Origin of the sequence: Sphingopyxis soli (assembly GCF_018682675.1) — a bacterium.
GTDB lineage: Bacteria > Pseudomonadota > Alphaproteobacteria > Sphingomonadales > Sphingomonadaceae > Sphingopyxis > Sphingopyxis soli.
Window position 1 is genome coordinate 1 of the sequence record NZ_JAFMTR010000002.1, and the last position, 22467, is coordinate 22467.

At 66.2% G+C, this 22467-nt stretch carries 22 protein-coding genes; 4 read left to right on the plus strand and 18 right to left on the minus strand.

Annotated features, from left to right (window positions below):
• Positions 1 to 322 precede the first annotated feature (322 nt).
• Positions 323 to 2137 (plus strand): ABCB family ABC transporter ATP-binding protein/permease, encoded by a 1815-nt coding sequence (locus tag J1N50_RS00115; RefSeq protein ID WP_215348790.1) that lies wholly within the window; start codon positions 323 to 325, stop codon positions 2135 to 2137.
• An 89-nt stretch (positions 2138 to 2226) separates the two neighbouring features.
• Here the strand turns inward: J1N50_RS00115 and J1N50_RS00120 are convergent, their stop codons facing one another.
• The 7 genes from J1N50_RS00120 to J1N50_RS00150 form a co-directional block, all read right to left on the minus strand.
• Positions 2227 to 2661, minus strand: a complete 435-nt coding sequence (locus J1N50_RS00120) for a PilZ domain-containing protein (RefSeq protein WP_215348793.1) — start codon at positions 2659 to 2661, stop codon at positions 2227 to 2229.
• 106 nt (positions 2662 to 2767) lie between these two features.
• A complete protein-coding gene (locus J1N50_RS00125; RefSeq protein WP_215348796.1) occupies positions 2768 to 4087 on the minus strand; it encodes a M28 family metallopeptidase in 1320 nt (439 codons plus the stop codon).
• A gap of 93 nt (positions 4088 to 4180) precedes the next feature.
• Entirely contained in the window at positions 4181 to 4735 is a 555-nt protein-coding gene (locus J1N50_RS00130; protein ID WP_215348799.1) for a hypothetical protein, read from the minus strand.
• A gap of 183 nt (positions 4736 to 4918) precedes the next feature.
• On the minus strand, positions 4919 to 5479 hold the full coding sequence (locus J1N50_RS00135; protein WP_215348802.1) for a hypothetical protein: 561 nt from the start codon (positions 5477 to 5479) through the stop codon (positions 4919 to 4921).
• A gap of 185 nt (positions 5480 to 5664) precedes the next feature.
• Complete coding sequence (locus J1N50_RS00140) at positions 5665 to 6486, minus strand: glycine zipper domain-containing protein (protein WP_215348805.1); 822 nt, start codon at positions 6484 to 6486, stop codon at positions 5665 to 5667.
• Positions 6487 to 6647: 161 nt separating this feature from the next.
• Entirely contained in the window at positions 6648 to 7136 is a 489-nt protein-coding gene (locus J1N50_RS00145) for a GAF domain-containing protein (protein ID WP_215348808.1), read from the minus strand.
• A gap of 8 nt (positions 7137 to 7144) precedes the next feature.
• Entirely contained in the window at positions 7145 to 9304 is a 2160-nt protein-coding gene (locus J1N50_RS00150) for a prolyl oligopeptidase family serine peptidase (RefSeq protein ID WP_215348811.1), read from the minus strand.
• A 317-nt stretch (positions 9305 to 9621) separates the two neighbouring features.
• Between J1N50_RS00150 and J1N50_RS00155 the strand changes: the two genes are divergently transcribed.
• A complete protein-coding gene (locus tag J1N50_RS00155; protein ID WP_246552832.1) occupies positions 9622 to 10278 on the plus strand; it encodes a PEPxxWA-CTERM sorting domain-containing protein in 657 nt (218 codons plus the stop codon).
• A 111-nt stretch (positions 10279 to 10389) separates the two neighbouring features.
• Here J1N50_RS00155 and rplQ read toward each other — a convergent pair whose 3' ends face one another.
• From rplQ to J1N50_RS00190, 7 genes are all read right to left on the minus strand, one after another.
• Complete coding sequence (gene rplQ / locus J1N50_RS00160; RefSeq protein WP_215348814.1) at positions 10390 to 10809, minus strand: 50S ribosomal protein L17; 420 nt, start codon at positions 10807 to 10809, stop codon at positions 10390 to 10392.
• 108 nt (positions 10810 to 10917) lie between these two features.
• Positions 10918 to 11976 carry a DNA-directed RNA polymerase subunit alpha gene (locus J1N50_RS00165; protein WP_058454489.1) on the minus strand — a complete coding sequence of 353 codons (1059 nt, stop codon included), beginning with the start codon at positions 11974 to 11976 and terminating at the stop codon, positions 10918 to 10920.
• Between the two features lie 103 nt (positions 11977 to 12079).
• Positions 12080 to 12469, minus strand: a complete 390-nt coding sequence (rpsK, locus tag J1N50_RS00170) for a 30S ribosomal protein S11 (protein ID WP_003040416.1) — start codon at positions 12467 to 12469, stop codon at positions 12080 to 12082.
• Between the two features lie 78 nt (positions 12470 to 12547).
• Complete coding sequence (gene rpsM / locus J1N50_RS00175; RefSeq protein WP_058454488.1) at positions 12548 to 12916, minus strand: 30S ribosomal protein S13; 369 nt, start codon at positions 12914 to 12916, stop codon at positions 12548 to 12550.
• Between the two features lie 196 nt (positions 12917 to 13112).
• A complete protein-coding gene (locus tag J1N50_RS00180) occupies positions 13113 to 13904 on the minus strand; it encodes an inositol monophosphatase family protein (RefSeq protein ID WP_215348817.1) in 792 nt (263 codons plus the stop codon).
• 11 nt (positions 13905 to 13915) lie between these two features.
• Positions 13916 to 15259, minus strand: a complete 1344-nt coding sequence (locus tag J1N50_RS00185; RefSeq protein ID WP_215348820.1) for a TldD/PmbA family protein — start codon at positions 15257 to 15259, stop codon at positions 13916 to 13918.
• A 52-nt stretch (positions 15260 to 15311) separates the two neighbouring features.
• Positions 15312 to 15710, minus strand: a complete 399-nt coding sequence (locus J1N50_RS00190) for a hypothetical protein (protein WP_215348823.1) — start codon at positions 15708 to 15710, stop codon at positions 15312 to 15314.
• A 302-nt stretch (positions 15711 to 16012) separates the two neighbouring features.
• Between J1N50_RS00190 and J1N50_RS00195 the strand changes: the two genes are divergently transcribed.
• Together J1N50_RS00195 and J1N50_RS00200 are read left to right on the plus strand one after the other, a co-directional pair.
• Positions 16013 to 17947, plus strand: coding sequence for a S9 family peptidase (locus tag J1N50_RS00195; RefSeq protein WP_215348826.1), 1935 nt, complete (start codon positions 16013 to 16015; stop codon positions 17945 to 17947).
• Between the two features lie 70 nt (positions 17948 to 18017).
• The gene (locus J1N50_RS00200) at positions 18018 to 19280 is read left to right on the plus strand and encodes a SulP family inorganic anion transporter (RefSeq protein ID WP_215348829.1); all 1263 of its coding nucleotides are present in this window, start codon (positions 18018 to 18020) and stop codon (positions 19278 to 19280) included.
• A 4-nt stretch (positions 19281 to 19284) separates the two neighbouring features.
• Here J1N50_RS00200 and J1N50_RS00205 read toward each other — a convergent pair whose 3' ends face one another.
• The 4 genes from J1N50_RS00205 to J1N50_RS00220 form a co-directional block, all read right to left on the minus strand.
• A complete protein-coding gene (locus J1N50_RS00205; RefSeq protein WP_215348832.1) occupies positions 19285 to 19893 on the minus strand; it encodes a hypothetical protein in 609 nt (202 codons plus the stop codon).
• 100 nt (positions 19894 to 19993) lie between these two features.
• Positions 19994 to 20512 carry a demethoxyubiquinone hydroxylase family protein gene (locus J1N50_RS00210; protein ID WP_215348836.1) on the minus strand — a complete coding sequence of 173 codons (519 nt, stop codon included), beginning with the start codon at positions 20510 to 20512 and terminating at the stop codon, positions 19994 to 19996.
• On the minus strand, positions 20509 to 20991 hold the full coding sequence (locus J1N50_RS00215; RefSeq protein WP_215348839.1) for a disulfide bond formation protein B: 483 nt from the start codon (positions 20989 to 20991) through the stop codon (positions 20509 to 20511). Before J1N50_RS00215 ends, J1N50_RS00210 begins: the two co-directional genes overlap by 4 nt.
• A gap of 18 nt (positions 20992 to 21009) precedes the next feature.
• Positions 21010 to 22410: a S41 family peptidase gene (locus tag J1N50_RS00220; protein WP_215348842.1), complete on the minus strand. Its 1401-nt coding sequence runs from the start codon at positions 22408 to 22410 to the stop codon at positions 21010 to 21012.
• Positions 22411 to 22467 lie beyond the last annotated feature (57 nt).

Consider the following 22467-nt stretch of genomic DNA (forward strand, 5'->3'; position numbering starts at 1 on the left):
TCCCACGCTGCGTCGAAGGAAACGGCAGACCATGGATCCTGAAACAAGTTCAGGATGACGATGGTAGAGATGTCGTGCTTCCAGTCGCTTTCTGCCAATCCTCCCTGTCGCGCAGCGATGGGGAGGGGAACCGTTCGCGAAGCGAATGGTGGAGGGGCCGCAACGTTGCGCCATAGCCCCTCCGTCAGCGCGTCGCGCTGCCACCTCCCCATGGCTTCGCCACAGGGAGGATTGATGTCCGCAACCGCCCGACACCGGGCATTCGCCCCCGCCGCGCCAGAACGCTTGGCGGATGGCCCGTGCGTCCCTACATGGGGCGACCATGCCGCCCGATACCGCCACCTCCGCCGACCGCAACCGCGAACCGCCCGCGCTTGCGACACTGGGGCGTTTCCTGCCCTATTTGTGGCCTGCGGGGCAGACCGAGCACAAGGCGCGTATCGTCCTGGCCGCGCTGATCGTGCTCGCGTCGAAGGGCGTGCAGCTGTCGATGGGTTTCCTTTATGGCGCCGCGATCGACCGGATGGCGCCGGGGATGGAAGACGGCGTCGCGCTCGCGATCGGGCTGGTGCTGGCTTATGCCGGCGCGCGCTTCGCCGGGGTGCTGTTCGACAACCTCCGCAATGTGGTGTTCGAGCGCGTCGGGCAGGATGCGACGCGCGAACTGGCGATCGCCACCTTCACCCATTTGCACGCGCTGTCGCTGCGTTTCCATCTTGCGCGGCGGACGGGCGAGGTCACCAAGGTGATCGAGCGCGGCACCAAGAGCATCGATACGATGCTTTATTTCCTGCTGTTCAACATTGCGCCGACGATCATCGAGCTCGCCGCGGTGCTCATCATCTTCTGGACCAAATTCAGCTTCGGCCTCGCCAGTGCGACCGCGCTGATGGTTGTCGTCTATATCATCTTCACGCGGCGGGTGACCGACTGGCGCAACGCGCTGCGCACGCGGATGAACGACCTCGACACGCTGACGATCGGGCGCAGCGTCGACAGCCTGCTCAATTACGAGACGGTGAAATATTTCGGCGCCGAGGAACGCGAGGCTGCGCGCTACCGCGACGTGGCCGACCAATATGCCCGCGCCGCGGTAAAGAGCGAGAACAGCCTCGCCTGGCTCAACATCGGGCAGAGCTTCATCACCAACGCCGCGATGGCGGGGACGATGGCCTATACCGTCTGGGGCTGGTCGGTCGGCGCGTACAAGGTCGGCGACGTCGTGCTGGTGAACACCTTGCTCGCGCAGCTCTTTCGCCCGCTCGACCTGCTCGGCATGGTGTACCGGACGATCCGCCAGGGTCTGATCGACATGGAGGCGATGTTCCGTCTGATCGACACCCCGCCCGAGATCAGCGACGCGCCGGGCGCGCCCGCGCTCGTCGTCAATGGCGGCGCGGTGAGTTTCGAGGATGTCGTCTTCGGTTACGAGGCCGACCGGACGATCCTGAACGGCGTCAGCTTCGCGGTCGGGGCGGGGGAGACGCTGGCGATCGTCGGGCCGTCGGGCGCGGGCAAGTCGACGATCGCGCGGCTGCTCTACCGTTTCTATGACCCGCAGGGCGGGCGCGTGACCATCGACGGGCAGGACATCAAGGCGGTGACGCAGCGAAGCCTGCGCGCCGCGATCGGTATCGTCCCGCAGGATACGGTGCTGTTCAACGATTCGATCGGCTATAACATCGCCTATGGCCGCGCCGACGCCAGCGTCGAGGAAATCGCCGCGGCAGCGCAGGGCGCGGCGATCGACGGCTTCATCGCGCTGCTCCCGCAGGGTTATGAGACCGAGGTCGGCGAGCGCGGGCTGAAGCTGTCGGGGGGCGAGAAGCAGCGGGTCGCGATCGCGCGCACCCTGCTCAAGAACCCGCCGGTCCTGATCCTCGACGAGGCGACGAGCGCGCTCGACAGCCGCACCGAGGCGGCGATCCAGGACACGCTAGAACGCATCGCCGAGCGGCGGACGACGCTGGTGATCGCGCACCGCCTGTCGACCGTGGTGAATGCCGACCGGATCGTCGTCCTCGAGAAGGGCCGAGTCGCCGAGACCGGAACGCACGACCAACTGCTCGCGATGCGCGGGCTCTACGCCGACATGTGGGCGCGGCAGCAGGCCGAGCGCGAAGAGGGAACGGTCTAGTCCGAGGCCGCGCAGGAAAAGTCGTGATGACGGTTTCCGGGCGATGGGGAACGTCCGCTCCCCGCCCGCAACGGCGCCTTCCGCCCGCTTTACCGCTTGCGCCCGAAATGCCCGGGCAGCGACGTCGCGCGGGTCAGGCCGGGCCGCCAGGTATCGAGCTTGGGCGCCGGCACGATCTGGAAGTCGGCGATGCTGTCGGCGGTGCGCAGGTCGTCGCCATGCGATGCGCGCAGCCGCATCGTTTCGACCGGCTTGTCGGTTTCCAGCCCGAAGCGGTTGCCCGACACCCAGCGTACCGTGCCGAGCATCGGTTCGTGGCCGGGCAGAAACACCGTCATCCGCTCGCCGATATTAAGGCTGTGCGGGCCTTGCCCGCCGATTCCGGTTTCGGAGACATTGCGGATGGTGACGTCGAACCGCCCGAGTCGCTGGCAGCCGAGCGACCCCTTTACCAGGCGCGACTGCCGCGGCTGGCGCTTTTCATCCGGCGCTGATGAGGCCGTAGGGGCCTCTGGACTCGACATAGGCGACCAACATTCTTCACCGCCCGTCACCCACGCCAGGCGGTCATTTTGGTCCCATCGCTGCCATAACGCGCGAAGGTAAATTTTCGTTTGTGCTGTTTTCTAATTATTTCGCGGGCGGCAAACCGCCGAAAGTAACCAGGCTTTCGTGCCCTTCGGCCGAAATAGCGGAAACGCCGAAGAAATTATCGTCGACGATGATAGCAGGCAAAATCAATTCGTTAGCGGCGTCCGACGGAACGACGCGCGAATCCGACCAGTCGTTGCGATCGGCGCGGCGCCAGTGGACGCGATAGGCCGCGGCGTCCTTAACGGGCGTCCAGCGAACGACGGTGTCGGAGCTCACCGCGCCGTCGATGCTGACGCGTTCGGGCGCGGCCGGCGCGTCGGCGAGTTCGCGGGCGAGGGCGACGTTGAGCGCAGTGACGCGCGCCAGATAGGGGAAGTCCATCTCGTCGACCGTGTCGCCATATTTGCGGCCGTTTTCGGCCCGCAGATCCTGATGCTGGTGGTCATAATTCTCGATCCCGACGGTAAAGCGGATCGCGGGATAGCCGAGCTCGAGCGAGGGAAGATGGTCGCCGCCGCGACGGAAGCGGTCGGGCCGGCGCACCGCGAGGACGTCGAGCCCGATTGCCGGATTGGCCGCCGCCGCACGTACCGCCGCCTTGGCGAGCGCGCGCGACGGCCCGTCATCCTCGCCGCCGATGCCGCGCCGCGCGAGTTGCGCGGCAAGATCCTCGGAGGCGCGAATGCCCTCGCTGAACACGCGGACCCGGTCCGCAACGACGGTGCCGTCGGTGCCGCGGGTGCCGCCGACGATGTCGTTGTTGAGCATCGCCGTGACCTGCCAGCCCTTTTCCTTCGCATGGGCAGCGAGCAGCTTGCCGCCCCACAGCCCCTGCTCCTCGCCCGAGAGCAGCGCATAGACGATCGTCGCGCGATGCTTGTCCTTCGAGAGCAGCCGCGCCGCCTCGAGGACCAGCGCGGTGCCCGAGCCGTCGTCGTTCGCGCCGGGGGCGTCGGCGGTGAAATCCATCGGGTCGCTGACGCGGCTGTCGATATGGCCGGCGATCATGATCACGCGGTCGGGATCGCTGCCCTTCTGGATCGCGAGGACATTCTGCACGATCACGCCCGACGGCGCGCGCGGTCCTTCGAAGCGGTCGCTGATCCGTTCGATGGTCAGGCAGCCGCCGCACGCCTTTGAAATACGCTGGAATTCGGCGGCGCCCCAATTGCGCGCAGCGCCGATGCCGCGCTTGGGATCGGTCGTCGACGACAAGGTGTGGCGGGTGCCGAAGGACACGAGCTTCTCGACCAGCGCCTTCAGGCGCGCGGGATCGGGGGCGGGCGCGGTATCCCCGGCATAAGCGGCGACGGGCACGGCGAGGAGCAGCGCGGCGGCGAAGGTGGCTCTGAGCATGATGCTTCATGCGGCCTGCCCCGCGCCGACGCAAGAGGGCCCGCCGACACCCGGGTGCCGGCGGGCCAGTCGGCGCTCGTCCAAAGTCCGGGCTTAACCGAGGCCCGAATAGTCGACGTCGACGACGCGGCCATAGCGGACGTCGCAGCTGAACTTGCCCTTGTCGTAAGCGCCGCCGCGACCCCAGCGGCCGCCATAGCCGTCGCGGACGACGACGCGGCCCTTGACGCGATAACCGTCGCGCTTGCGGTCGATGCTCGTCACCTGTGTGACGTCGGTGCGGCCATAGCGGCTCGTCCCGCGCTCGACAGCATTCACGCACTGGCTGACGGCGCTGCGGCTGTTGCCATAGCGGTTATAGTCATAACCATAGCCGTAGCGGGGATCGTTGCCGTAGCGCCCGCGGTCGTAGCGATCGTCGTAACGGCCATAACGGTCGTCGTAGCGGTCGTAACGGTCGCGATCGTTGTTCGATGACAGGATCGCCGCGAGCCCGCCGAGAACGACGGCGCCCGCGATGACTTCGCCGGCGCTGATGCCGTCGCGGTCGTAGCGGTCGCGCGCGGCGGCGGGGGCGGCGCTCGCCAGCATCGCGCCGGCGGTGGCCGCACCAATCGCGGCCTTGGTCCAAGATGTATTTACAGCCATGGTTCGGTCTCCAGATAGCGCAGGCGGCACCCGTGCGGCCTGTTGTCATCCTTCTACCGAGTCGGCCGTGACGCCGTCCTGAACCCGGCGCTTATCTGGCGTTAAGCCTTGGTTTTGCTGACGTTCATATGCGAAAGGGCTCCGCGCCGCCGACGCAGAGCCCTTTTCCCCGGCCCGATCGGTTCAGCCGAAGCTGACGTCGACGACGCGGCCACTCCGATAGCTGCAGCCGAAGCTGCGCACTTCGCCGCCGAGGCGCGAAGCGGTGCCGGTGACGTACCAGCCGCCATTGTTCGGCTCGGTCTTGGTGATGCTGTCGACGCGGGCGTCGTCGCCCATCTCGCCCTCGACAGCCCAGCTGCAGGCGTCGGCGGCGCGGGCTTCGGCCTCGCCATTGCCATAGGGGCGGACTTCGGTCGTGCCGTCGCCATACGGACGTGCATCATCGACGGGCGGGTCGTAGTTGGGCGCATCCTGCCGCGGCTCGCGATAGGGCGGGTCATATCGGTCTTCGCGGTCGCGGCGTTCGGCTATCCCTTTGCTCGCGGCGCTGGCGATCGCGGCGATGGTGCCGATGATCAGGAGGCCGCCGATGACGTCGCCGGCGTCGATATTGTCGCGGTGACGGTGGCCCCAGCCATAGCCGTGGCCATAGCGGTCGCGGGCCTCGGCAGGGGCGGCGCTGACGCCGACCGAAGTGATGACGATCGCGGTCGCGGTGGCGAGGCCGGTGAACTTGCGCATGGGCGGGACACTCCGCAGGCGCGGGCAAGGGACGCTCCCACCCGCAACAGGATCCGCTGTTACGCCCGCCATGCTTTCGCGCCGCTGAACCGTGGCGCGCCCGCGACCAAAGGAAAGGCCCGCCTTCCGGACGGAGGGCGGGCCTGACGGGACCTCGTTACGGTGACCAGACCAGTCGGGGTCGCTCAGCAGACGCAGCGCGGCTTGGGTTTCGGCTTCCACTTCTTCTTCGGCGCATAGCGCTTCCGCACCGGCGCATTTTCATAATAGGTCTTGGTCGTGGTCTCGACCGTCTCGGTGACCAGCGGCGCGCCGTTGACGATCGTCGTGACGACGACGCCCGGCGTGTACCAGCCGTAGCCGTAACCGTAGCTGCTGTACGAGTAGGCGCCGGGATAGGTGCCGCCATGATGCCAGGCATAGCCGCCCTGATGATGGCGGCCGCGGCTCTCCCACCATTCGTCGCACTTCTTCTTGTCGGCTTCGTTGCCGATCGCGGCGCCGGCCAGCGCACCGACACCGCCGCCGATCAGCGTGCCCGCGGTGCGGTCGCCATGCCCGGCGACGCGGTTGCCGACGACGCCCCCCACGACGCCTCCGACAACCGCTCCGGTCGCTGCGCCCCCCCGGCCGCAGCGACGCGCCATCTCCGCATCCTCGGGATCGGGATGGCCGCCGTAATAGGGATCATAATAGGGCGGCGGCGGATAGCCCGCGCCGTGGCCCTCGACCGTGCCCTCGTAAGTGCCTTCGTAGCGACGACCGTCGGGCGCGTCATAGGTGCCGGTCCAGCTTCCGGTCCAGCGGCCCTCGGCATCGTAACCGCCGTCGACGTGGCGATAGTCGGCCTCGCCGGGCACGCGGTCGGGATAGCCGGTATAGACGCGGACGTCGGGGGCCGCGGGAGCGTCATAGTCGAGCTTCGGCGCGGGATCCGCGGCACGGGCCGCGCCGCTCGTCAGCAACACCGTTCCGACGGCCGCCCCCAGAAGCAAGATCGTGCGCATGTTAAACTCCCTGTTACCCTGGCCGCGCCGTGCCCATCGATGCTTCGGCAAGCGACTGGTTAACAGTTTGTTATCAAATCAAGGCGATTCTCGCGAATCTGTTAACCCTGAGTTTTGCGTCCCGATTTGGGTCAGGCCGATTTGGGTCAGGCCGATTTGGGTCAGTGTGCCAATGCGGCGGCGATGCGCGCGACGAGACTTTCGGCGCCCGACTGATCCTCTGCGGTGAAGCGCGCCGGCGACGGGCTGTCGAGGTCGAGGACGCCGATCAGTCGCCCGTCGGCGACGATCGGGACGACCAGCTCGCTGCGGCTGTCGGCGTCGCAGGCGATATGGCCCGGAAAAGCGTGGACATCCTCGACGCGCTGCGTCTCGCGAAGGCGCGCCGCGGCGCCGCACACGCCCTTGTCGAGCGGAATGCGGATGCACGCGGCCTTGCCCTGGAACGGGCCGAGGACAAGTTCGGTCCCGTCGAAGCGGTAGAAGCCGGCCCAGTTGAGGTCGGGAATCGCCTGCCAGACCAGCGCGGCGACATTCGCCATATTGGCGATGCCGTCGGGCTCGCCCGCGACGAGCGCCTCGGCCGCGTCCGCCGCCTCGGCCCAGAGCGTCGCGGGATGGGTTGCCGAAAAGGACAGGGCGTAGGACATGGCGCTCCCTATTCGACCTTCAGCCCGGTCCATTTGGCGGCGAAGGCATATTTGTCGGCCGCCTCGGCGATGATCTTGTCGACCGGCTTGCCCGACCCGTGACCGGCGCGCGTTTCGACGCGGATCAGGTGCGGTTTGGGGCCGATCTCGCTATGCTGTAGCTCGGCGGTATATTTGAAGCTGTGCCCCGGCACGACGCGGTCGTCGGTGTCGGCGGTGGTGACGAGGATCGCGGGATAGGCCGCGCCGTCCCTGATATTGTGATAGGGCGAATAGGCGAGGAGGTTCCGGAAATCGGCTTCCTTCGACGGATAGCCATAATCGTCGGTCCAATAGCGGCCGGCGGTGAAGCGGTCGAAGCGCAGCATGTCCATCACGCCGACCGCGGGCAGCGCCGCAGCGAACAGGTCGGGGCGCTGGTTGGTCACGGCGCCGACCAACAGCCCGCCGTTCGATCCGCCCTCGATGACGAGCTGGCCCTTGCCGGCGATCCCTTCCGCGATCAGATATTCGCCCGCGGCGATGAAATCGTCGAAGACATTCTGCTTCTTGTCGAGCCGGCCGGCGTCGTGCCACGCCTTGCCATATTCGCCGCCGCCGCGCAGGTTGGCGACCGCGAACACGCCACCCTTGTCCATCCACGCGAGCTTGGTGGGCGAAAAGGCGGGGGTCATCGACACGTTGAAGCCGCCATAGCCATAGAGGAGGGTGGGCGAGCCCTTGCTGCGGTCGAGCCCCTTCTTCATGACGACGAACATCGGCACCTCGGTGCCGTCCTTCGATTTATAGAAGCGCTGCTCGACCGAAAATTGCTTCGGGTCGAAGGTCAGCTTGGGCGCGGCGAACACCTCGCTCTTGCCGGTCACCGTATCGAGGCGGAAGATCGTCGTCGGCGTCGCGTAGCTCGAAAATTCATAGAAGGTTTCCGCATCCTGCGGATTGCCGCCAAAGCCCTTCGCCGACCCGATATCGGCCAGACGGATCGCCGAGATCGGCTTGCCGTCGAGCCCGATCATCACCGCCTGCGACTTGGCGTCGCCGAGATAGGACAGGATGATGCGGTTGCCGACGCGCGAGGCGCCGACGAGCGTCGACCGGCTCTCCGGGACCAGTTCTGTGATTTCGCCGGGCTTGCGGATGTCGAGCGACACAAGGCGCGCGCGCGGCGCCCCCTTGTTGGTCAGGAAGGTGAAACGGCTTCCCGCGTTGGTCACATATTCCCAATTGTTTGCATAGTCGCCGACGAGCGGGATCGCCGCGCCGCCCTTCGCCGGATGCAGCGTCAGGCCATAGCGTTCGTCGGTCCCTTCGGACGAGACGACGAGGACATATTTGCCGTCGTCGGTGACGACCGCGCTGTGGTTGAGCTTCGGCTTGTCGGGGGTGGCGTGGATCAGCACGTCCTCGCTCTGCGGCGTGCCGAGCTTGTGGAAATAGACGGCATGATTTTCGTTGAGCGACTGGAAGGCCTGACCCTCCCTGGGCTCCGGGAACCGCGAATAGTAAAAACCGCTGCCGTCCTTCGCCCAGTCGAGCGCCGAGAATTTGACCCAGCGGATCTCGTCGCCGGTGTCCTGCCCCGTCGCGACATCCTTGACGCGGACGATGCGCCAGTCGGTGCCGCCGTCCTGCACCGAATAGAGAAGATATTTGCCGTCTTCCGATGGGTTCCATTCGCCGAGCGCGGTCGCGCCGTCCTTTGCCCAACTGTTGGGGTCGATCAGCACGCGGCCCTCGCCCTTCAGCCCGTCGCGGACATACAGCACCGACTGCGGCTGCAGCCCGTCGTTGCGCGTGTAGAAATAGTGCGTCCCGGCCTTGGTCGGCAGGCCAAAGCGTTCGTAATTATAGAGTTCGGTCATCCGCTTGCGGAACGCCTCGCGGCCGGGAAGCGTCGCAAGATAGGCGTCGGTGACCTTGTTCTGCTCGGCAACCCACGCCGCGACCTTCGGATTGACGCGAACATCGTCCTCCAGCCAGCGATAGGGATCGGCGACGTCGACGCCGAATTGCCGATCGACCGTCGAGCCGCGTTCGGTCGCCGGATAGGCGAGCGCCGGGGCAGGGGCCGCGGCGGAATCGGTGGCGCTTGCTGCGGTCGGCGCAGCGGCGGGCGTCATCATCAGCGCGGCCAGCGCAAGCGGCGCGCGCATATCTTTACGGGGCATGGCAAGGCGATCCTCATCGTCGGAGCAACAATCGTGCGCCATTATGTAAGGATAGAAAGAGGCCGGGCAAGCGGATTTGGGCATCCATCGCGGCGTCGGCCATATTTTCGGCGGCCTGCCGGCGGGGCCGCTACAGAACGCTCGGCAGCCGGGCGCGGGCTGCGATCGTCGGCAAAAGGATCGCCGCAAATCAGCATGTATCAGTTCGGCACATCTTCCGGGCCGCCCTACTTTCATGGTTTCCGAAATGCTAAGCCTCCGAGTCGCCGGGCGTGAGGGACCGAATGAAGGGTGCGCCGGGCGTGGGGGATAAAGACATGAAGAAACCGCTTGCCGCTATGGCCCTGCTCCTTGCATCCGCGCTTCCCGTCGCGGCGCAGGCGGCCGTGACGATCAGCTTCGACGACAAGGTGACGATTTCGAGCAGCAATGATTTCAAGTCGCAGCTGAACGCGCTGGGCCTCACGAAATATTCGGCGGACGACGTTTCGCTGGTCCTCACCGAAAATTCGATCATCACCTTCTATCTGCTCGGGTCGGAAAGCGGCTTCAACGACAGTTTCGCGACGATTTCGACCCCCAATCTGATCAAGGGCGAGAACACCCCCTTCCAGAACAATTTCGGCGCGCCGATTTCGATCGGCAGCGGCGCGTTCAATGCCGGCAGTCTCGCCGGCCGCCTGAATTTCTCGAGCGTCGGCGGGAAGTCGGCGACGGTCGGGGACGACGGCTTCGGCATCTTCCTGACCAAAATGCAGAAGAGCGGCAGTTCCGTTTCGACCTTCTATTTCGGTTATGACGACCAGATCCAGGGCGCCGACAATGATTATGACGATCTGATCATCAAGGCCGTCGTGACCTCGGCGGTGCCCGAGCCCGCGACCTGGGCGATGTTCCTGATCGGCTTTGCTGCGGTCGGCGGCGCGATGCGGGCGCGGCGTCGCAAGCAGACGCTTTCCGTTTCCTATAGCTGAGGTTCGTCGGCGGCTTCGGCGCGAGCCGGACCCACGACCTCCTTGTCGGCATGAAAAAGGGCGGCAGTCCTCGCGGACGCCGCCCTTGATCCATTCGCTGGAAGCCGAAGCTTACGCGTCTTCGTATTCGTCCTCGGTCAGCACCGGGCCCGAATCCTGACCCTTCGCATCGACGTCGCGGTCGACGAATTCGATGATCGCGATCGGTGCGGCGTCCGAGGCGCGGATGCCGGCCTTGATGATCCGGGTATAACCACCGTTGCGGTCCTTGTAGCGCTCGGCGAGGACGTCGAACAGCTTCACCAACTGCGTCTCGTCCATCAGGCGGCTCATCGCAAGGCGACGGTTGGCGAGGCCGCCACGCTTCGCGAGCGTAATCAGCTTTTCGACATAGGGACGCAGTTCCTTCGCCTTGGCGACGGTCGTCGTGATCTGCTCATGCTTGATGAGCGAGGCCGACATGTTGCGGAACATCGCGATGCGATGCGCGCCGGTGCGCTGCAGCTTCCGGCCACCCGATTTATGACGCATAATCCATTCCTTCGTTCGTTAAGGGCCCGTGTGAGGTAGCCCAGACCAGGTCGATTATCGGGCCGACCCATTCCCGTTGTGGGACCCGGCTTTCGCCGGGCCGCAAGATCAGCCGAGAAGCTCCTGTTCGAGCTTCTTGGCCATTTCCTCGATATTTTCCGGCGGCCAGCCGGGGATGTCCATGCCGAGGCGCAGGCCCATCGACGACAGCACTTCCTTGATTTCGTTCAAGGACTTGCGGCCGAAGTTCGGCGTGCGGAGCATTTCGGCTTCGGTCTTCTGAACGAGATCACCGATGTAGATGATATTGTCGTTCTTGAGGCAGTTCGCCGAGCGGACCGACAGTTCGAGCTCGTCGACCTTCTTGAGAAGGAAGCGGTTGAGCTGGTTGACGTCCGATTCCTCGGTCGCGGCCGAGGGCGCCGCCATGCCGATCAGGCCGCTGTCGTTCATCGCTTCTTCGAAGTGGACGAAGACCTGCAGCTGGTCCTGGAGGATGCGCGCCGCATAGGCGACAGCGTCTTCCGGGGTGACCGTACCGTCGGTTTCGACGGTCAGGCTCAGCTTGTCGAAGTCCAGCTCCTGGCCGATACGCGCATTGTCGACCTTGTAGGCGACCTGGCGGACGGGCGAGTAGAGCGAGTCGACCGGGATCAGGCCGATCGGCGCGTCGGCCGGGCGGTTCGCGGTCGCGGGGACGTAACCCTTGCCGGTGTCGGCGACGAGTTCCATGTTCAGCGTCGCGCCGTCGTCGAGGTGGCAGATGACATGGTTCGGGTTCATCACCTTGATGTCGCCCGACACCATGATGTCGCCCGCCTTGACGGTCGCGGGACCGGTCGCCGAAAGCTGAAGCCGCTTCGGGCCTTCGCCTTCCATCTTGAGCGCGATCTGCTTCACGTTGAGGACGATGTCGGTGACATCTTCGCGCACGCCGGCGAGGCTCGAGAATTCGTGCAGAACATTCTCGATCTTGATCGACGTAATGGCCGCACCCTGGAGCGACGACAGCAGCACGCGGCGCAGCGCGTTGCCGAGCGTCAGACCGAAACCGCGCTCAAGCGGTTCGGCGACGAAGGTCGCCTTGCGCTTGCCGTCGCCGCCGGCCTTGATTTCCAGGTTGCTGGGCTTCTTCAATTCCTGCCAGTTCCGGATATTGACAGTCATGGACTTCCCTTTGCTAGTGGCGGAACGGCTGGGGTCGGCAGCGGTCCCGCGGAGGTATTGCGGCGGCGCGGCGGCCCGAAGGCCGCCGTTCCGGTAATCGGCGTCAGACGCGGCGGCGCTTGGCCGGGCGGACACCATTGTGCGGGATGGGCGTCACGTCGCGGATCGACGTGATGTGGAACCCGACGGCCTGCAGCGCGCGGAGAGCCGATTCACGGCCCGCGCCGGGGCCCTTGACTTCGACTTCGAGGGTGCGGACGCCATGTTCGGCCGCCTTCTTGCCCGCGTCTTCAGCGCACACCTGCGCGGCATAGGGCGTCGACTTGCGGCTGCCCTTGAAGCCCATCATGCCGGCGCTCGACCAGGCAATCGCATTGCCCTGCGCGTCGGTGATGGTGATCATCGTGTTGTTGAAGGTCGCGTTGACGTGGGCCACACCCGACGAGATATTCTTGCGTTCGCGCCGACGAAGGCGCTGCGGTTCACGAGCCATGATGAAATCCTAACCTAAATCCGTAAAGCGGGCCGGGGCGCAGCCGCTTGCGGGCGGCCACCGGCGCGAAAAACCGGCTTACTTCTTCTTGCCGGCGATCGGCTTCGCCTTGCCCTTGCGGGTGCGCGCATTGGTGTGCGTGCGCTGGCCGCGGACGGGAAGGCCCTTGCGATGACGCAGGCCGCGATAGCAGGCGAGGTCCATCAGGCGCTTGATGTTCATCGCCGTGTTGCGGCGAAGGTCACCCTCGACCGTATGGTCGGCGTCGAGCGTTTCGCGGATCTGCAGGATCTCGGCGTCGCTGAGGTCCTGGACGCGGCGGCTGTGGTCGATGCCCAGCTTGTCGGCGATGTCGACGGCGGTCTTGCGACCGATGCCGTGGATGTAGGTGAGCGCGATGATGACGCGCTTGTTGGTGGGCAGGTTGACGCCCGCGATACGTGCCATTGGTAACTTTCTCCTGCTCCACAGGGTCGCTGGCAACGACCCCATCTCAAAGCGTCTGATTTCCAACGCAAAAAACGGACCACGAACACGCTTGCAGCGTTTCGCCGTCCGGTCAGGCTGTCGGAATGGTGCGCAGGTAAGGCGAGTCGGGCGGAAAGTCAAGCCGACTGCGGCGGTTTGACACGGCTTTCGCGGGTCAGGAGCGCGAGGTAAGCTCGACCGCCCGGTCGCGCAAGCGCCCCACGACGGCCCGGTGGATCCCCGGGGCGCTGGCGATGACGCCGAAGGCTTGCGCACGAGGTGTGTTGAAGACGAGCGGTTCGCCGAAGGCGTCGGTGACGGTCGCGCCCGCCTCGGTCGCGATCAGCGCCGCGGCGGCGACGTCCCATTCGAACCCCCAGCGCAAGGTCGCGACCAGGTCGGCGCGGTCGTCGGCGACGAGCGCCATGCGCAGCGCGATGCTGTTCGGCTTCGTCACCATGATCAGGTCGCGGTCGATCTTGGGCAGGCTGTCGGCGGGGACGCGCGATCCGTCGAAGATCATCCGGCGGCTCGCGCGCAGCGCATCGCCATTCAGGGTCGCGCCCTTGCCCCTTTCGGCGACCCACAGTTCGTCGAGCGCGGGGGCGTAGAGCACCCCCAGCTCTGGCGTGCCATCGACGACGAGGGCGACCGACACGCACCAGCCGGGACGGCCGCGGATGAAATCGCGCGTGCCGTCGATCGGGTCGACGCACCACATGGCGCGGCACGCCAAACGGTCCTCATTGTCGGCGGTCTCTTCGGAGAGCCAGCCGGCTTCGGGCACCATCGCGCCGAGCACCGCCTTCAGTCGCGCATCGACCGCCAGGTCGACGTCGCTGACCGGATTGTCATGCGACTTGTTCCAGACGTTGACCGCCTTGCCCTCGCCGCGCCAGCGCGCCATCGCCATATCGCCGACCTCGCGCGTCGCGGCGATTACGGCTTCAAGGTTGCGACCCGGCACGGCGGAGCGCCCTAGGCGCTCGCGACGGTCATGCCGTCGATGCGGAGGGTAGGGACGTTGGTGGCGTGCCGGAATTCGAGGTCGTTCGCCGGGACCAGCGCGGCGAACATGTCGACCAGATTGCCCGCGATGGTGAATTCGGCGATCGGACCGGCGATTGCGCCGTCGCGGATGACGAAGCCCGAAGCGCCGCGGCTGTAATCGCCGGTGACGGGATTGACCCCCTGGCCGATGAGTTCGGTGACGTAGATGCCTTCCTTGATGTCGGCCATCAGCGCCACGGGGCTCACGCTGCCCGCGGCGAGGTGAAGGTTGCTCGCGCTCACCCCCGATGCACCGCCGCCGCGGCTCGCGTGGCCGGTGGGCGAAAGGCCGAGCTGCTTCGCCGAGGCGGTATCGAGCAGCCAGCCGGTGATCTTGCCGCCGGTCACGATGTCGCGCGCTGCGGTCGGGAGGCCTTCGCCGTCGAACGCGCGGCTGCGCAGGCCGCGGGGGCGGTGCGGCTCGTCGCGGATCAGGATGCTGCTGTCGAAGAGCGCCTGCTCCTCCTTGCCGAGCAGGAAGCTGGTGCCGCGCGCGATCGAGGGGCCTGCGATCGCGCCGAGCAGATGGCCGACGATGCTGCCGCCGACGCGCGGATCGATGACGACGGGAAGTTTGCCGACCGGCGCCTTGCCGGGATTGAGGCGGGCGACCGCGCGTGTCCCGGCGCGCGCGCCGATCTCCGCGGTGCTTTCAAGGTCGGCAAGGTGGTGCGCGCTGTGCCAGCCATAGTCGCGCTGCATCGACGCGCCCTCGCCGGCGATAACGCTCGCCGACACGCTATGCCCGCTTGACCCATAGCCGCCGGCAAAGCCGTGGCTCGTGGCGAGCGCGAAGCGCGTCCGGCTGTGGCTCGCGCTGCCGCCTTCGCTGTTGGTCACGCCGGCGATCGCGCGCGCGGCTTCCTCGACCGCGAGGGCGGCTTCGCGCAGCGCCTGCGGGTCGGCCTCGCTGCCGTCGTCGAGATCGAGATCGGGGACGGGGCCCTTGAACAGCAAGTCCTGCGGAGCGAGACCGGCATAGGGATCTTCGGGTGCCTCGCGCGCCATCGCCACGCAGCGCTCGACGAGCTTGGCGAGTTCGCCTGCGTCCATGTCGGCGGTCGAGACGCTGGCGCTCCGCTGCCCGACGAAGACCCGCAGGCTGATATCCTGTCCTTCGGAGCGCTCGACATCCTCCAATGCGCCAAGGCGCATCGAGACCGAGGTCGCGGCATTGCAATAATAGAGCGCGTCGGCGGCGTCGGCGCCAGCTTTGGTCGCGGCGTCGCACAGCATCTGCGCACGGTCGAGGGCTTCGGCAACGGTCAGCATGCGCGCGCCCTATACGGCGCGCGGGTCAGCGTCAAAAATTAAAGTCGATGAATTAGTGCGCGATCGCAGCGATGGCGTCGGTCGCCGCCATCGCGCCGCTGACCCAGAGGAAGGGCAGGATCAGTGCGGCCGCCCACAGCCGACGCGTGTCGCGGCGGAAGCGCTGATGAAGCCCGCGGCTCGCCAGCGCCTGGCGGCTGAGGTGATACCAGTGGCGTTCGGTCATCCGGGCGATCGGCAACGCCAGCGCGACGAGCATGATCAGCGCAACGATGATGAGCGCCGAAGGGGCACCGGCCGAAACGGCGCTGGCGACGAGCCAGACCTGAAGCGCGGCGAAGGCGATGAGGGCGGCGGCGGCGTGAACGGTCATGCGGCGGCCAAGGCTGCGTGCCGGCGGTACGCTTGCAGTCGATCGGCGCCAGAGGCGCGGTCCGAACGTCGATGCCATGTTTTTCAGCCTCCCCGGCCGGCGATTCCCAGAAACCGCACGATTTGCCCCAAAAATTCCCAAGTCAAGACACTCTGCCCGCGATTCGTTAAAAAATGCATTCGATTCGTCCCGGATTCGCAACGAAATCGCGCCTGAGTGCCCAAATCGCTGCAAAAACGGCGATAATTGGCCCGATTTTTGCGCCAGGCGGGCTGCAGGCGGTCGAGCGCGGAGCGCCGTTGGTCGAAGCCCTGCATCCATCGGCGGGGGTCGTGCCGTCTAAGTTGCGTCCACTCGCATCAAGCAACTGGGGAAATATCATGCGTCATCTCGCCATTCTGGCCGCCCTCGCTCTTCCGCTTGCACCGGCACTCGCCGCGGAGGGCGACGCGCCGGCAATCGAGCCCAAGCCCGCGGCGCTGATCGCCGACGGCGTTCCCGAGGTTCCGGCTGCTCTGACCGTCGCGACGCGGCCCTATATGGAAAATCGCAGCGCCAGCTTCGTCGGCTGGAACCAGATCGATCGGTCGATGCTGATCGCGACGCGTTTCGGCAACACTGCGCAGATCCACCGTGTCGCGGCGCCGATGGGCGCACGCCAGCAACTGACATTCGAGGCCGAGCCCGTCGGTTCGGGCGCCTGGTCGCCGAAGACGGCCGACATCATGGTCGTCCAGAAGGACGTCGGCGGAAACGAATTCTTCCAGCTCTATGCGATCAAGGACGGGCGGCTCGAGCTGCTGACCGACGGAAAGAGCCGCAACGGTTATAATGCATGGAGCAAGGACGGCTCGACGCTCGCCTACACATCGACGCGTCGCAACGGCCGCGACAGCGACATCTACCTTATCGACCCGCGCGATCGCGCATCGAACCGGATGATCGCGCAGGTCGCGGGGGGCGGCTGGGCGGTCAGCGATTTCTCGCCCGACAAGAGTTGGGCAATCGTTTCGCAATATGTGTCGGTCGAAAAGTCGGACCTGTTCCGGCTCGACCTTGCGACCGGCGCGCTGACGCCGATCGGCGACCATAAGAAGGTGATCGCGCAGCGAGGCGCCGAATTCGCCCCCGACGGCACGGTCTGGATCACCAGCGACGAAGCATCCGATTTCCAGCGGCTTGGCACGCTCGATCCCGCGACGGGCAAGTTCACCCCCCGGGGACCGGCCGAAAAGTGGGATGTGACCAGCTTCAACATCGCCGACGACGGCAGTTTCATCGCCTATGTCGTCAACGAAGCGGGCATGTCGAAGCTGCGGCTGCTCGATCCGAAAAGCGGAGCCGTACGCACGGTGGAACTGCCGGCGGGTGTCATCGGCGGGGTGAGCATCGCGCCATGGGGCGAGGTTGGCTTCAGCTTCACCTCGGCGCGCAGCGCGACCGATGCGTATAGCGTCGACCCGAAAACGCTGAAGGTCACGCGATGGACGCAGAGCGAGACCGGCGGCCTCGACGTCACGCGGAATGTCGAGCCCGAGCTGGTCAAGGTAAAGAGTTTCGACGGGCTGGAAGTGTCGGGTTTCCTCTACCGTCCCGACCCCGCGAAATTCCCCGGCAAGCGTCCTCTGATCATGAGCGTCCACGGCGGACCTGAAAGCCAGTCGCGTCCGGGCTTCATGGGTCGCAACAATTATCTGCTCAACGAAATGGGGGTGGCGCTCTTCTATCCCAATGTTCGCGGTTCGACAGGCTATGGCAAGACCTTCGTCGGGCTCGACAACGGTCCGTTCAAACGCGAGGACAGCGTCAAGGACATGGGCGCCTTTCTGGACAGCCTCGCGAAGGACAAGGGGCTCGATGCGAGCCGTTTCGGCCTGACCGGCGGCAGCTATGGCGGCTATATGTGCTATGCCGCCGCGACCCATTTTGCCGACAGGCTGCGCGCGAACCTGTGCATCGTCGCGATCTCCAATTTCGTGACCTTCCTCGAGAATACGCAGGAATATCGCCGCGACCTGCGCCGCGTCGAATATGGCGACGAGCGCGTGCCTGCGCAGCGCAAGAAGCTGATGGAAATCTCGCCGCTGACCCGCGTTTCGGCGATCAGCAAGCCGATGTTCGTCGTCACGGGCGCGAACGACCCCCGCGTACCGGCGTCGGAGGCCGATCAGATCGTCGCGGCAGTGCGCGGCAAGGGCGGCACGGCGTGGCACCTCGTCGGCACCAACGAGGGACATGGCTTCGCGAAGAAGGAAAATGCCGATTATCAGTTCTGGACGTCGCTGATCTTCTGGCAGAAATATCTGCTCGATTGACGGTCATGCCTTGACCCGGCGCGGGGCCGACGCATAGCGCTCTCGGCGGACTTCAGCCGAAGGAGATGCGATGCGCCGGCCCAAGCTGCTGGATACGATGCGCGACTACAGCTGGCCGCTGTTTCGCGCCGACGCCCTCGCCGGGATCAGCGTCGCGCTCGTCGCCTTGCCGCTGTGCATCGCGATCGCCATCGCTTCGGGCAGCACGCCGTTCGTCGGGCTGGTCACCGCGATCATCGGCGGCTTCATCATCTCCGCGACCAGCGGCAGCAAGGTCCAGATCGGCGGGCCTACCGGCGCCTTCATCGTCGTCGTTTATGGGGTGATCCAGAGCCACGGCATGGACGGGCTGATCGTCGCGACGATCATGGCCGGGATCATCCTGGTGATCGCGGGCTTCTTTCGCGCCGGACGGCTGATCGCACTGGTCCCGGAGCCGGTGATCGACGGCTTTACCATCGGGATTGCGGCGATCATCGCGGTCAGCCAGTTTCAGGATGCGCTTGGCCTTTCGGCGGGCAAGGTTCCGGCCGACATGATTCCGAAGCTGGAGGCGCTGTGGGCGGCGCGCGCGACCCTGAGCCCCGCTGCGTTCGGCATCACCGCCGCGACGATCGCCGCCATCCTGCTGCTGCGCCGCTGGCGGCCGCGCTGGCCGGTGCTGGTGATCGCGGTCGGGTTCGCGTCGCTCGCGGTGCTGTGGTTGCATCTTCCCGTCGACACGGTCGGGTCGCGCTTCGGCGCACTGCCGACCGGCCTGCCGGCGCCGCACTGGCCGCAGCTGACGCCCGATCGGATCATCGCGCTGCTGCCCTCGGCATTCACCATCGCCTTTCTCGCCGGCGTCGAGTCCCTGCTCTCGGCGATCGTCGCCGACCGTATGTTCGGCGGTCGTCACCGGCCGAGTGCCGAGCTGCTGGCGCAGGGCTATGCCAATATCGTCACGCCGCTGTTCGGCGGGCTGCCGGTAACCGGCGCGATCGCGCGCACCGCGACCAATGTCCGCGCGGGCGGACGGTCGCCGATTGCTGGGATGGTTCACGCGCTGGTGATTCTGGCGGTGGTGCTCGTCGCGGGAAATCTGGCGGGCGCGCTGGCGCTGCCCGCGCTCGCGGCGGTGTTGCTCGTCACAGCGCTCAATATGGCCGAGCCCGGGAAATGGCGCGAACATCTGGCGCTCCCGAAGGACGAGCTGCTGCTGCTCGTGCTGACCTTTGTGCTGACCGTCTTCGCCGACCTGACGATCGCGATCGGCGTCGGGGTCGCGCTCGGGCTGCTGTTGCGGTGGTGGAAAGGGCGCGGGTCGGCGCTCTGGACGCCGCGCGACCGCTGACGGTTCAATTCTTCGGCGGAACCGGCAGCTCGCCCGCGTCGACATCGGGCGTAGCGGGGGCAGGGGCCTGACCGCTCGCCTGACGCTCGAGTTCTGCCGCCGCCTTCTGCCGTTCGGCGAGCGCCTTTTCCTCGGCGGTCACCGCCGCCTCGACCTCGGCCGCCGCCGCGTCGATGCCCGCGAGGCGTTTCGCACGCTCGTCGGCGATCATCGCCTGCCAGTCGGTCTTGTCCGCCGCTTTCTGCTCGGCCTTCGCGCCCGCGACGAGCTGCTGGGTACAGCCGGTGAAGCCGCCGAGGCCGACGGGCGAGCAGCTGTCGGTGCCGAAACGGCCGACGCGCTCCATCGAGGTCACGCGATTGAGCCACGCCTGGTTCCGCGGGTCGAGCGGGTCGCCGCCGCGAAAGATCTGCGGCACGCGATAACGATCCTGTTCGGGCAGGCGGTTACAGACGACGATTTCGTCCGGGCTCGACGCCTCGCACTTGTCCTGACCGTACACGATGACCTGGTTGATCTTCTCGGCATTCGTCGTGTCGGCGTCCTGCGCGGCAGCAGGAAGCGCGGCGAAGCTGCTGGCAAGAAAGAGCGCGGCGAGCGGCAGGCGGGTCATCACTTTATCCTTCATCCTGTTTGGGCGGGCTTGGCACCCTAAGCCTGCATCCGTGCTGAACGGGCAGGATCGTTCGAATTCCATCCGATACGCTTCGCCATCATATACGTTTTGAAAGCGCGATGGCTGCGCGGCAACCCGCGCGGATCGCGAGGCTGAGCAGCGGATAGCCGGGCGCGCTTTCGGCACCGGCCGCAAGCGCCGCTTGCTTATGCTCCAGCTCCTCGGCGCGGAAATCCTCGACCGCGGCGCTGAGTTCGGGGTCGCTGTCGCCGAGTTCTTCGAGCTGGTGCCGATAATGGCGGTCGATTTCGGTCTCGACCGCAGCGGTGCACGCCATCGCGGCGCGCGGACCCATCGCGGCAGTGACCGCGCCGAGCGCGAAGCCCGCGACGTTCCACACCGGCTGCAGCGCGGTCGGGCGCACGCCGCGCCGCGCGACCATCGCGTCGAAGAATTTGCGGTGCCGCTCTTCCTGTTCGGCCATGTGCGCGATCTCGCGTGCCATCGGATGACGGTCGCCCATCACCGCGAGCTGGCCGGCGTAGATGCGCGTCGCGCCATATTCGCCCGCCTGATCGACACGGATCATCGATGCGTTTTTCGTCGGCTTGCTCATGCTGTCGATGTGCGCCCGCGGCGAAGCAAGGTCAAGACGAGCGCGGCGGCGGCGAGCGAGAAGATGGCATTGAAACCCGCGAGCGAGACGCCTGCAAAGGTCCACTGCGGAACGTCGCAGCGCGTGATCGGCGCCGCCATGATGCTGTCGAGCGTGATCGGGCCGGTCTGCGTCGTGCTGCACGTCGTCAGCCCTTCCCAGAAGCCATATTCGACCCCGGCGTGAAAGACTCCGATTGCGCCGCTGATCGCGATCGCGACCGCGGCGAGCAGGGTCAGCGTGCGCATCGCGGCGTCATTCCTGCGCAGCAGCAGCGCGAGCAGCGCGAGCACGATCGCCGCCTGGTGCGGCCAGCGCTGCCAATAGCACATCTCGCACGGATGAAGGCCGAAGCCGAACTGCGAGACGAGCGCGCCGCCATACAGGAGCAACGGCGCGGCGAGCGCGACGAACGGCGCGGCGAGACGCGATTTCAACATGACGACCCCTCGAAACGATCAGTTGCGCGCGGTCGGCTTGGCGGCCGGTTTCACCGGCGGCTTGCCGCCCTGTGCCATGCGCGGCGCGTTCGGGCCGATCCGCCCGATCGTCTGCAGCGCATAGTAGAGCTGATAGTCGTCGATACCCTTCGCCTTCAGGTCGGCGGCGCTGGCGGTAAAGCGCGGATCGTCCTTCTCGTCCTTTTCGAGCAGGCTGTTGTCGACCTTTTTCTCGTTGATCAGGTGGCGGCGCAGGTCGCTCTCGCGGAAGCGCGGGCGGTTCTTGTAATCGGGGTCCGAAAGCTGCGGCACACGGATGTCGGGCTCGATCCCGCCTTCCTGCACGCTGCGGCCCGACGGGGTGTAGTAGCGCGCGGTGGTAAGGCGGAGCGCGGTGGTGTCGGTCAGCGGCAGCACCGTCTGCACCGATCCCTTGCCGAAGCTGCGTTCGCCCATGATCACCGCGCGATGCTGGTCCTGCAGCGCACCTGCGACGATTTCGGAGGCCGAGGCAGAGCCGGCGTCGATCAGCACAATCACCGGCGCGCCGCCGGTCATGTCGCCCGTTTCGGCAAAATAGCGTTCGATGTCGCCCTTCTTGCGCCCGCGCTGCGACACGATCTCGCCGCGGTCGAGGAACAGGTCGCTGACGCCGACCGCTTCGTCGAGCAGCCCACCAGGGTTCGACCGGAGATCGAGCACCCAGCCGCGCGGTTTGCGGCCCAGCGATTTTTCGACCGAGACCATGGCCGATTTGAGGTCGCGCGTCGCGTCGGCGGAGAAGCTGGTGATCGTCAGCACGCCAACATCGTCCTTCACTTCCCACTTCACCGGCTTCACGTCGATGATTTCGCGCGTCAGCGACATTTCGATCGGTTTGTCCTGACCTTCGCGCACGACGGTAATGTCGATCTTCGTCCCCGGACGCCCGCGCATCTGCTCGACCGCCTCGTCGAGCGTGAGCCCGAAAATCAGTTCCTTGTTGATGTGGGTGATATAGTCGCCCGCCTTGATGCCCGCGCGTTCGGCCGGGGTGTCGGCGGTCGGGGCGATCACCTTGACGACGCCGTCCTCCATGGTGACCGACAGGCCGAGCCCGCCATATTCGCCGTCGGTCTGGGTGCGCAGGTTCGAATAGTCGCGCGCGTCGAGATAGCCCGAATGCGGGTCGAGGCTGGCGAGCATCCCGTTGATCGCGCCCTCGATCAGCTTGTCGTCGCTGACGGGTTCGACATAGTTGGATTTGACCTCGAGAAAGACGTCCATGAAGCGCGAGATTTCTTCCTGCGTCGATGCGTCGACCGTCGCCATCGCACCGGTCGCGAGCGGGACGAGCGCCAGGGTCGAGAAAGCGGCGGCGCCCTGCCACAGCGCGAAGCGACGCTTGGGGGAGGCGGGGGTCTTGGTCGATTCGGTCATGGTCGTCTTTCAATCCGCGAGGACGCACCTCGCTTTATAAATCCCGGCCGTCCATCG

What these genes read in the sequence shown, in the direction of transcription:
- J1N50_RS00195 (WP_215348826.1), top strand. Translation starts at nt 16,013, where the DNA reads ATGCGTCATCTCGCCATTCTGGCCGCCCTCGCTCTTCCGCTTGCACCG.
- J1N50_RS00125 (WP_215348796.1), bottom strand. Translation starts at nt 4,087, where the DNA reads ATGCTCAGAGCCACCTTCGCCGCCGCGCTGCTCCTCGCCGTGCCCGTC.
- J1N50_RS00200 (WP_215348829.1), top strand. Translation starts at nt 18,018, where the DNA reads ATGCGCCGGCCCAAGCTGCTGGATACGATGCGCGACTACAGCTGGCCG.
- J1N50_RS00135 (WP_215348802.1), bottom strand. Translation starts at nt 5,479, where the DNA reads ATGCGCAAGTTCACCGGCCTCGCCACCGCGACCGCGATCGTCATCACT.
- rplQ (WP_215348814.1), bottom strand. Translation starts at nt 10,809, where the DNA reads ATGCGTCATAAATCGGGTGGCCGGAAGCTGCAGCGCACCGGCGCGCAT.
- rpsM (WP_058454488.1), bottom strand. Translation starts at nt 12,916, where the DNA reads ATGGCACGTATCGCGGGCGTCAACCTGCCCACCAACAAGCGCGTCATC.
- J1N50_RS00210 (WP_215348836.1), bottom strand. Translation starts at nt 20,512, where the DNA reads ATGAGCAAGCCGACGAAAAACGCATCGATGATCCGTGTCGATCAGGCG.
- J1N50_RS00220 (WP_215348842.1), bottom strand. Translation starts at nt 22,410, where the DNA reads ATGACCGAATCGACCAAGACCCCCGCCTCCCCCAAGCGTCGCTTCGCG.
- J1N50_RS00215 (WP_215348839.1), bottom strand. Translation starts at nt 20,991, where the DNA reads ATGTTGAAATCGCGTCTCGCCGCGCCGTTCGTCGCGCTCGCCGCGCCG.
- J1N50_RS00150 (WP_215348811.1), bottom strand. Translation starts at nt 9,304, where the DNA reads ATGCCCCGTAAAGATATGCGCGCGCCGCTTGCGCTGGCCGCGCTGATG.
- J1N50_RS00120 (WP_215348793.1), bottom strand. Translation starts at nt 2,661, where the DNA reads ATGTCGAGTCCAGAGGCCCCTACGGCCTCATCAGCGCCGGATGAAAAG.
- J1N50_RS00140 (WP_215348805.1), bottom strand. Translation starts at nt 6,486, where the DNA reads ATGCGCACGATCTTGCTTCTGGGGGCGGCCGTCGGAACGGTGTTGCTG.
- J1N50_RS00190 (WP_215348823.1), bottom strand. Translation starts at nt 15,710, where the DNA reads ATGGCATCGACGTTCGGACCGCGCCTCTGGCGCCGATCGACTGCAAGC.
- J1N50_RS00115 (WP_215348790.1), top strand. Translation starts at nt 323, where the DNA reads ATGCCGCCCGATACCGCCACCTCCGCCGACCGCAACCGCGAACCGCCC.
- J1N50_RS00165 (WP_058454489.1), bottom strand. Translation starts at nt 11,976, where the DNA reads ATGACTGTCAATATCCGGAACTGGCAGGAATTGAAGAAGCCCAGCAAC.
- J1N50_RS00130 (WP_215348799.1), bottom strand. Translation starts at nt 4,735, where the DNA reads ATGGCTGTAAATACATCTTGGACCAAGGCCGCGATTGGTGCGGCCACC.
- J1N50_RS00205 (WP_215348832.1), bottom strand. Translation starts at nt 19,893, where the DNA reads ATGACCCGCCTGCCGCTCGCCGCGCTCTTTCTTGCCAGCAGCTTCGCC.
- J1N50_RS00185 (WP_215348820.1), bottom strand. Translation starts at nt 15,259, where the DNA reads ATGCTGACCGTTGCCGAAGCCCTCGACCGTGCGCAGATGCTGTGCGAC.
- J1N50_RS00155 (WP_246552832.1), top strand. Translation starts at nt 9,622, where the DNA reads ATGAAGAAACCGCTTGCCGCTATGGCCCTGCTCCTTGCATCCGCGCTT.
- J1N50_RS00145 (WP_215348808.1), bottom strand. Translation starts at nt 7,136, where the DNA reads ATGTCCTACGCCCTGTCCTTTTCGGCAACCCATCCCGCGACGCTCTGG.
- rpsK (WP_003040416.1), bottom strand. Translation starts at nt 12,469, where the DNA reads ATGGCTCGTGAACCGCAGCGCCTTCGTCGGCGCGAACGCAAGAATATC.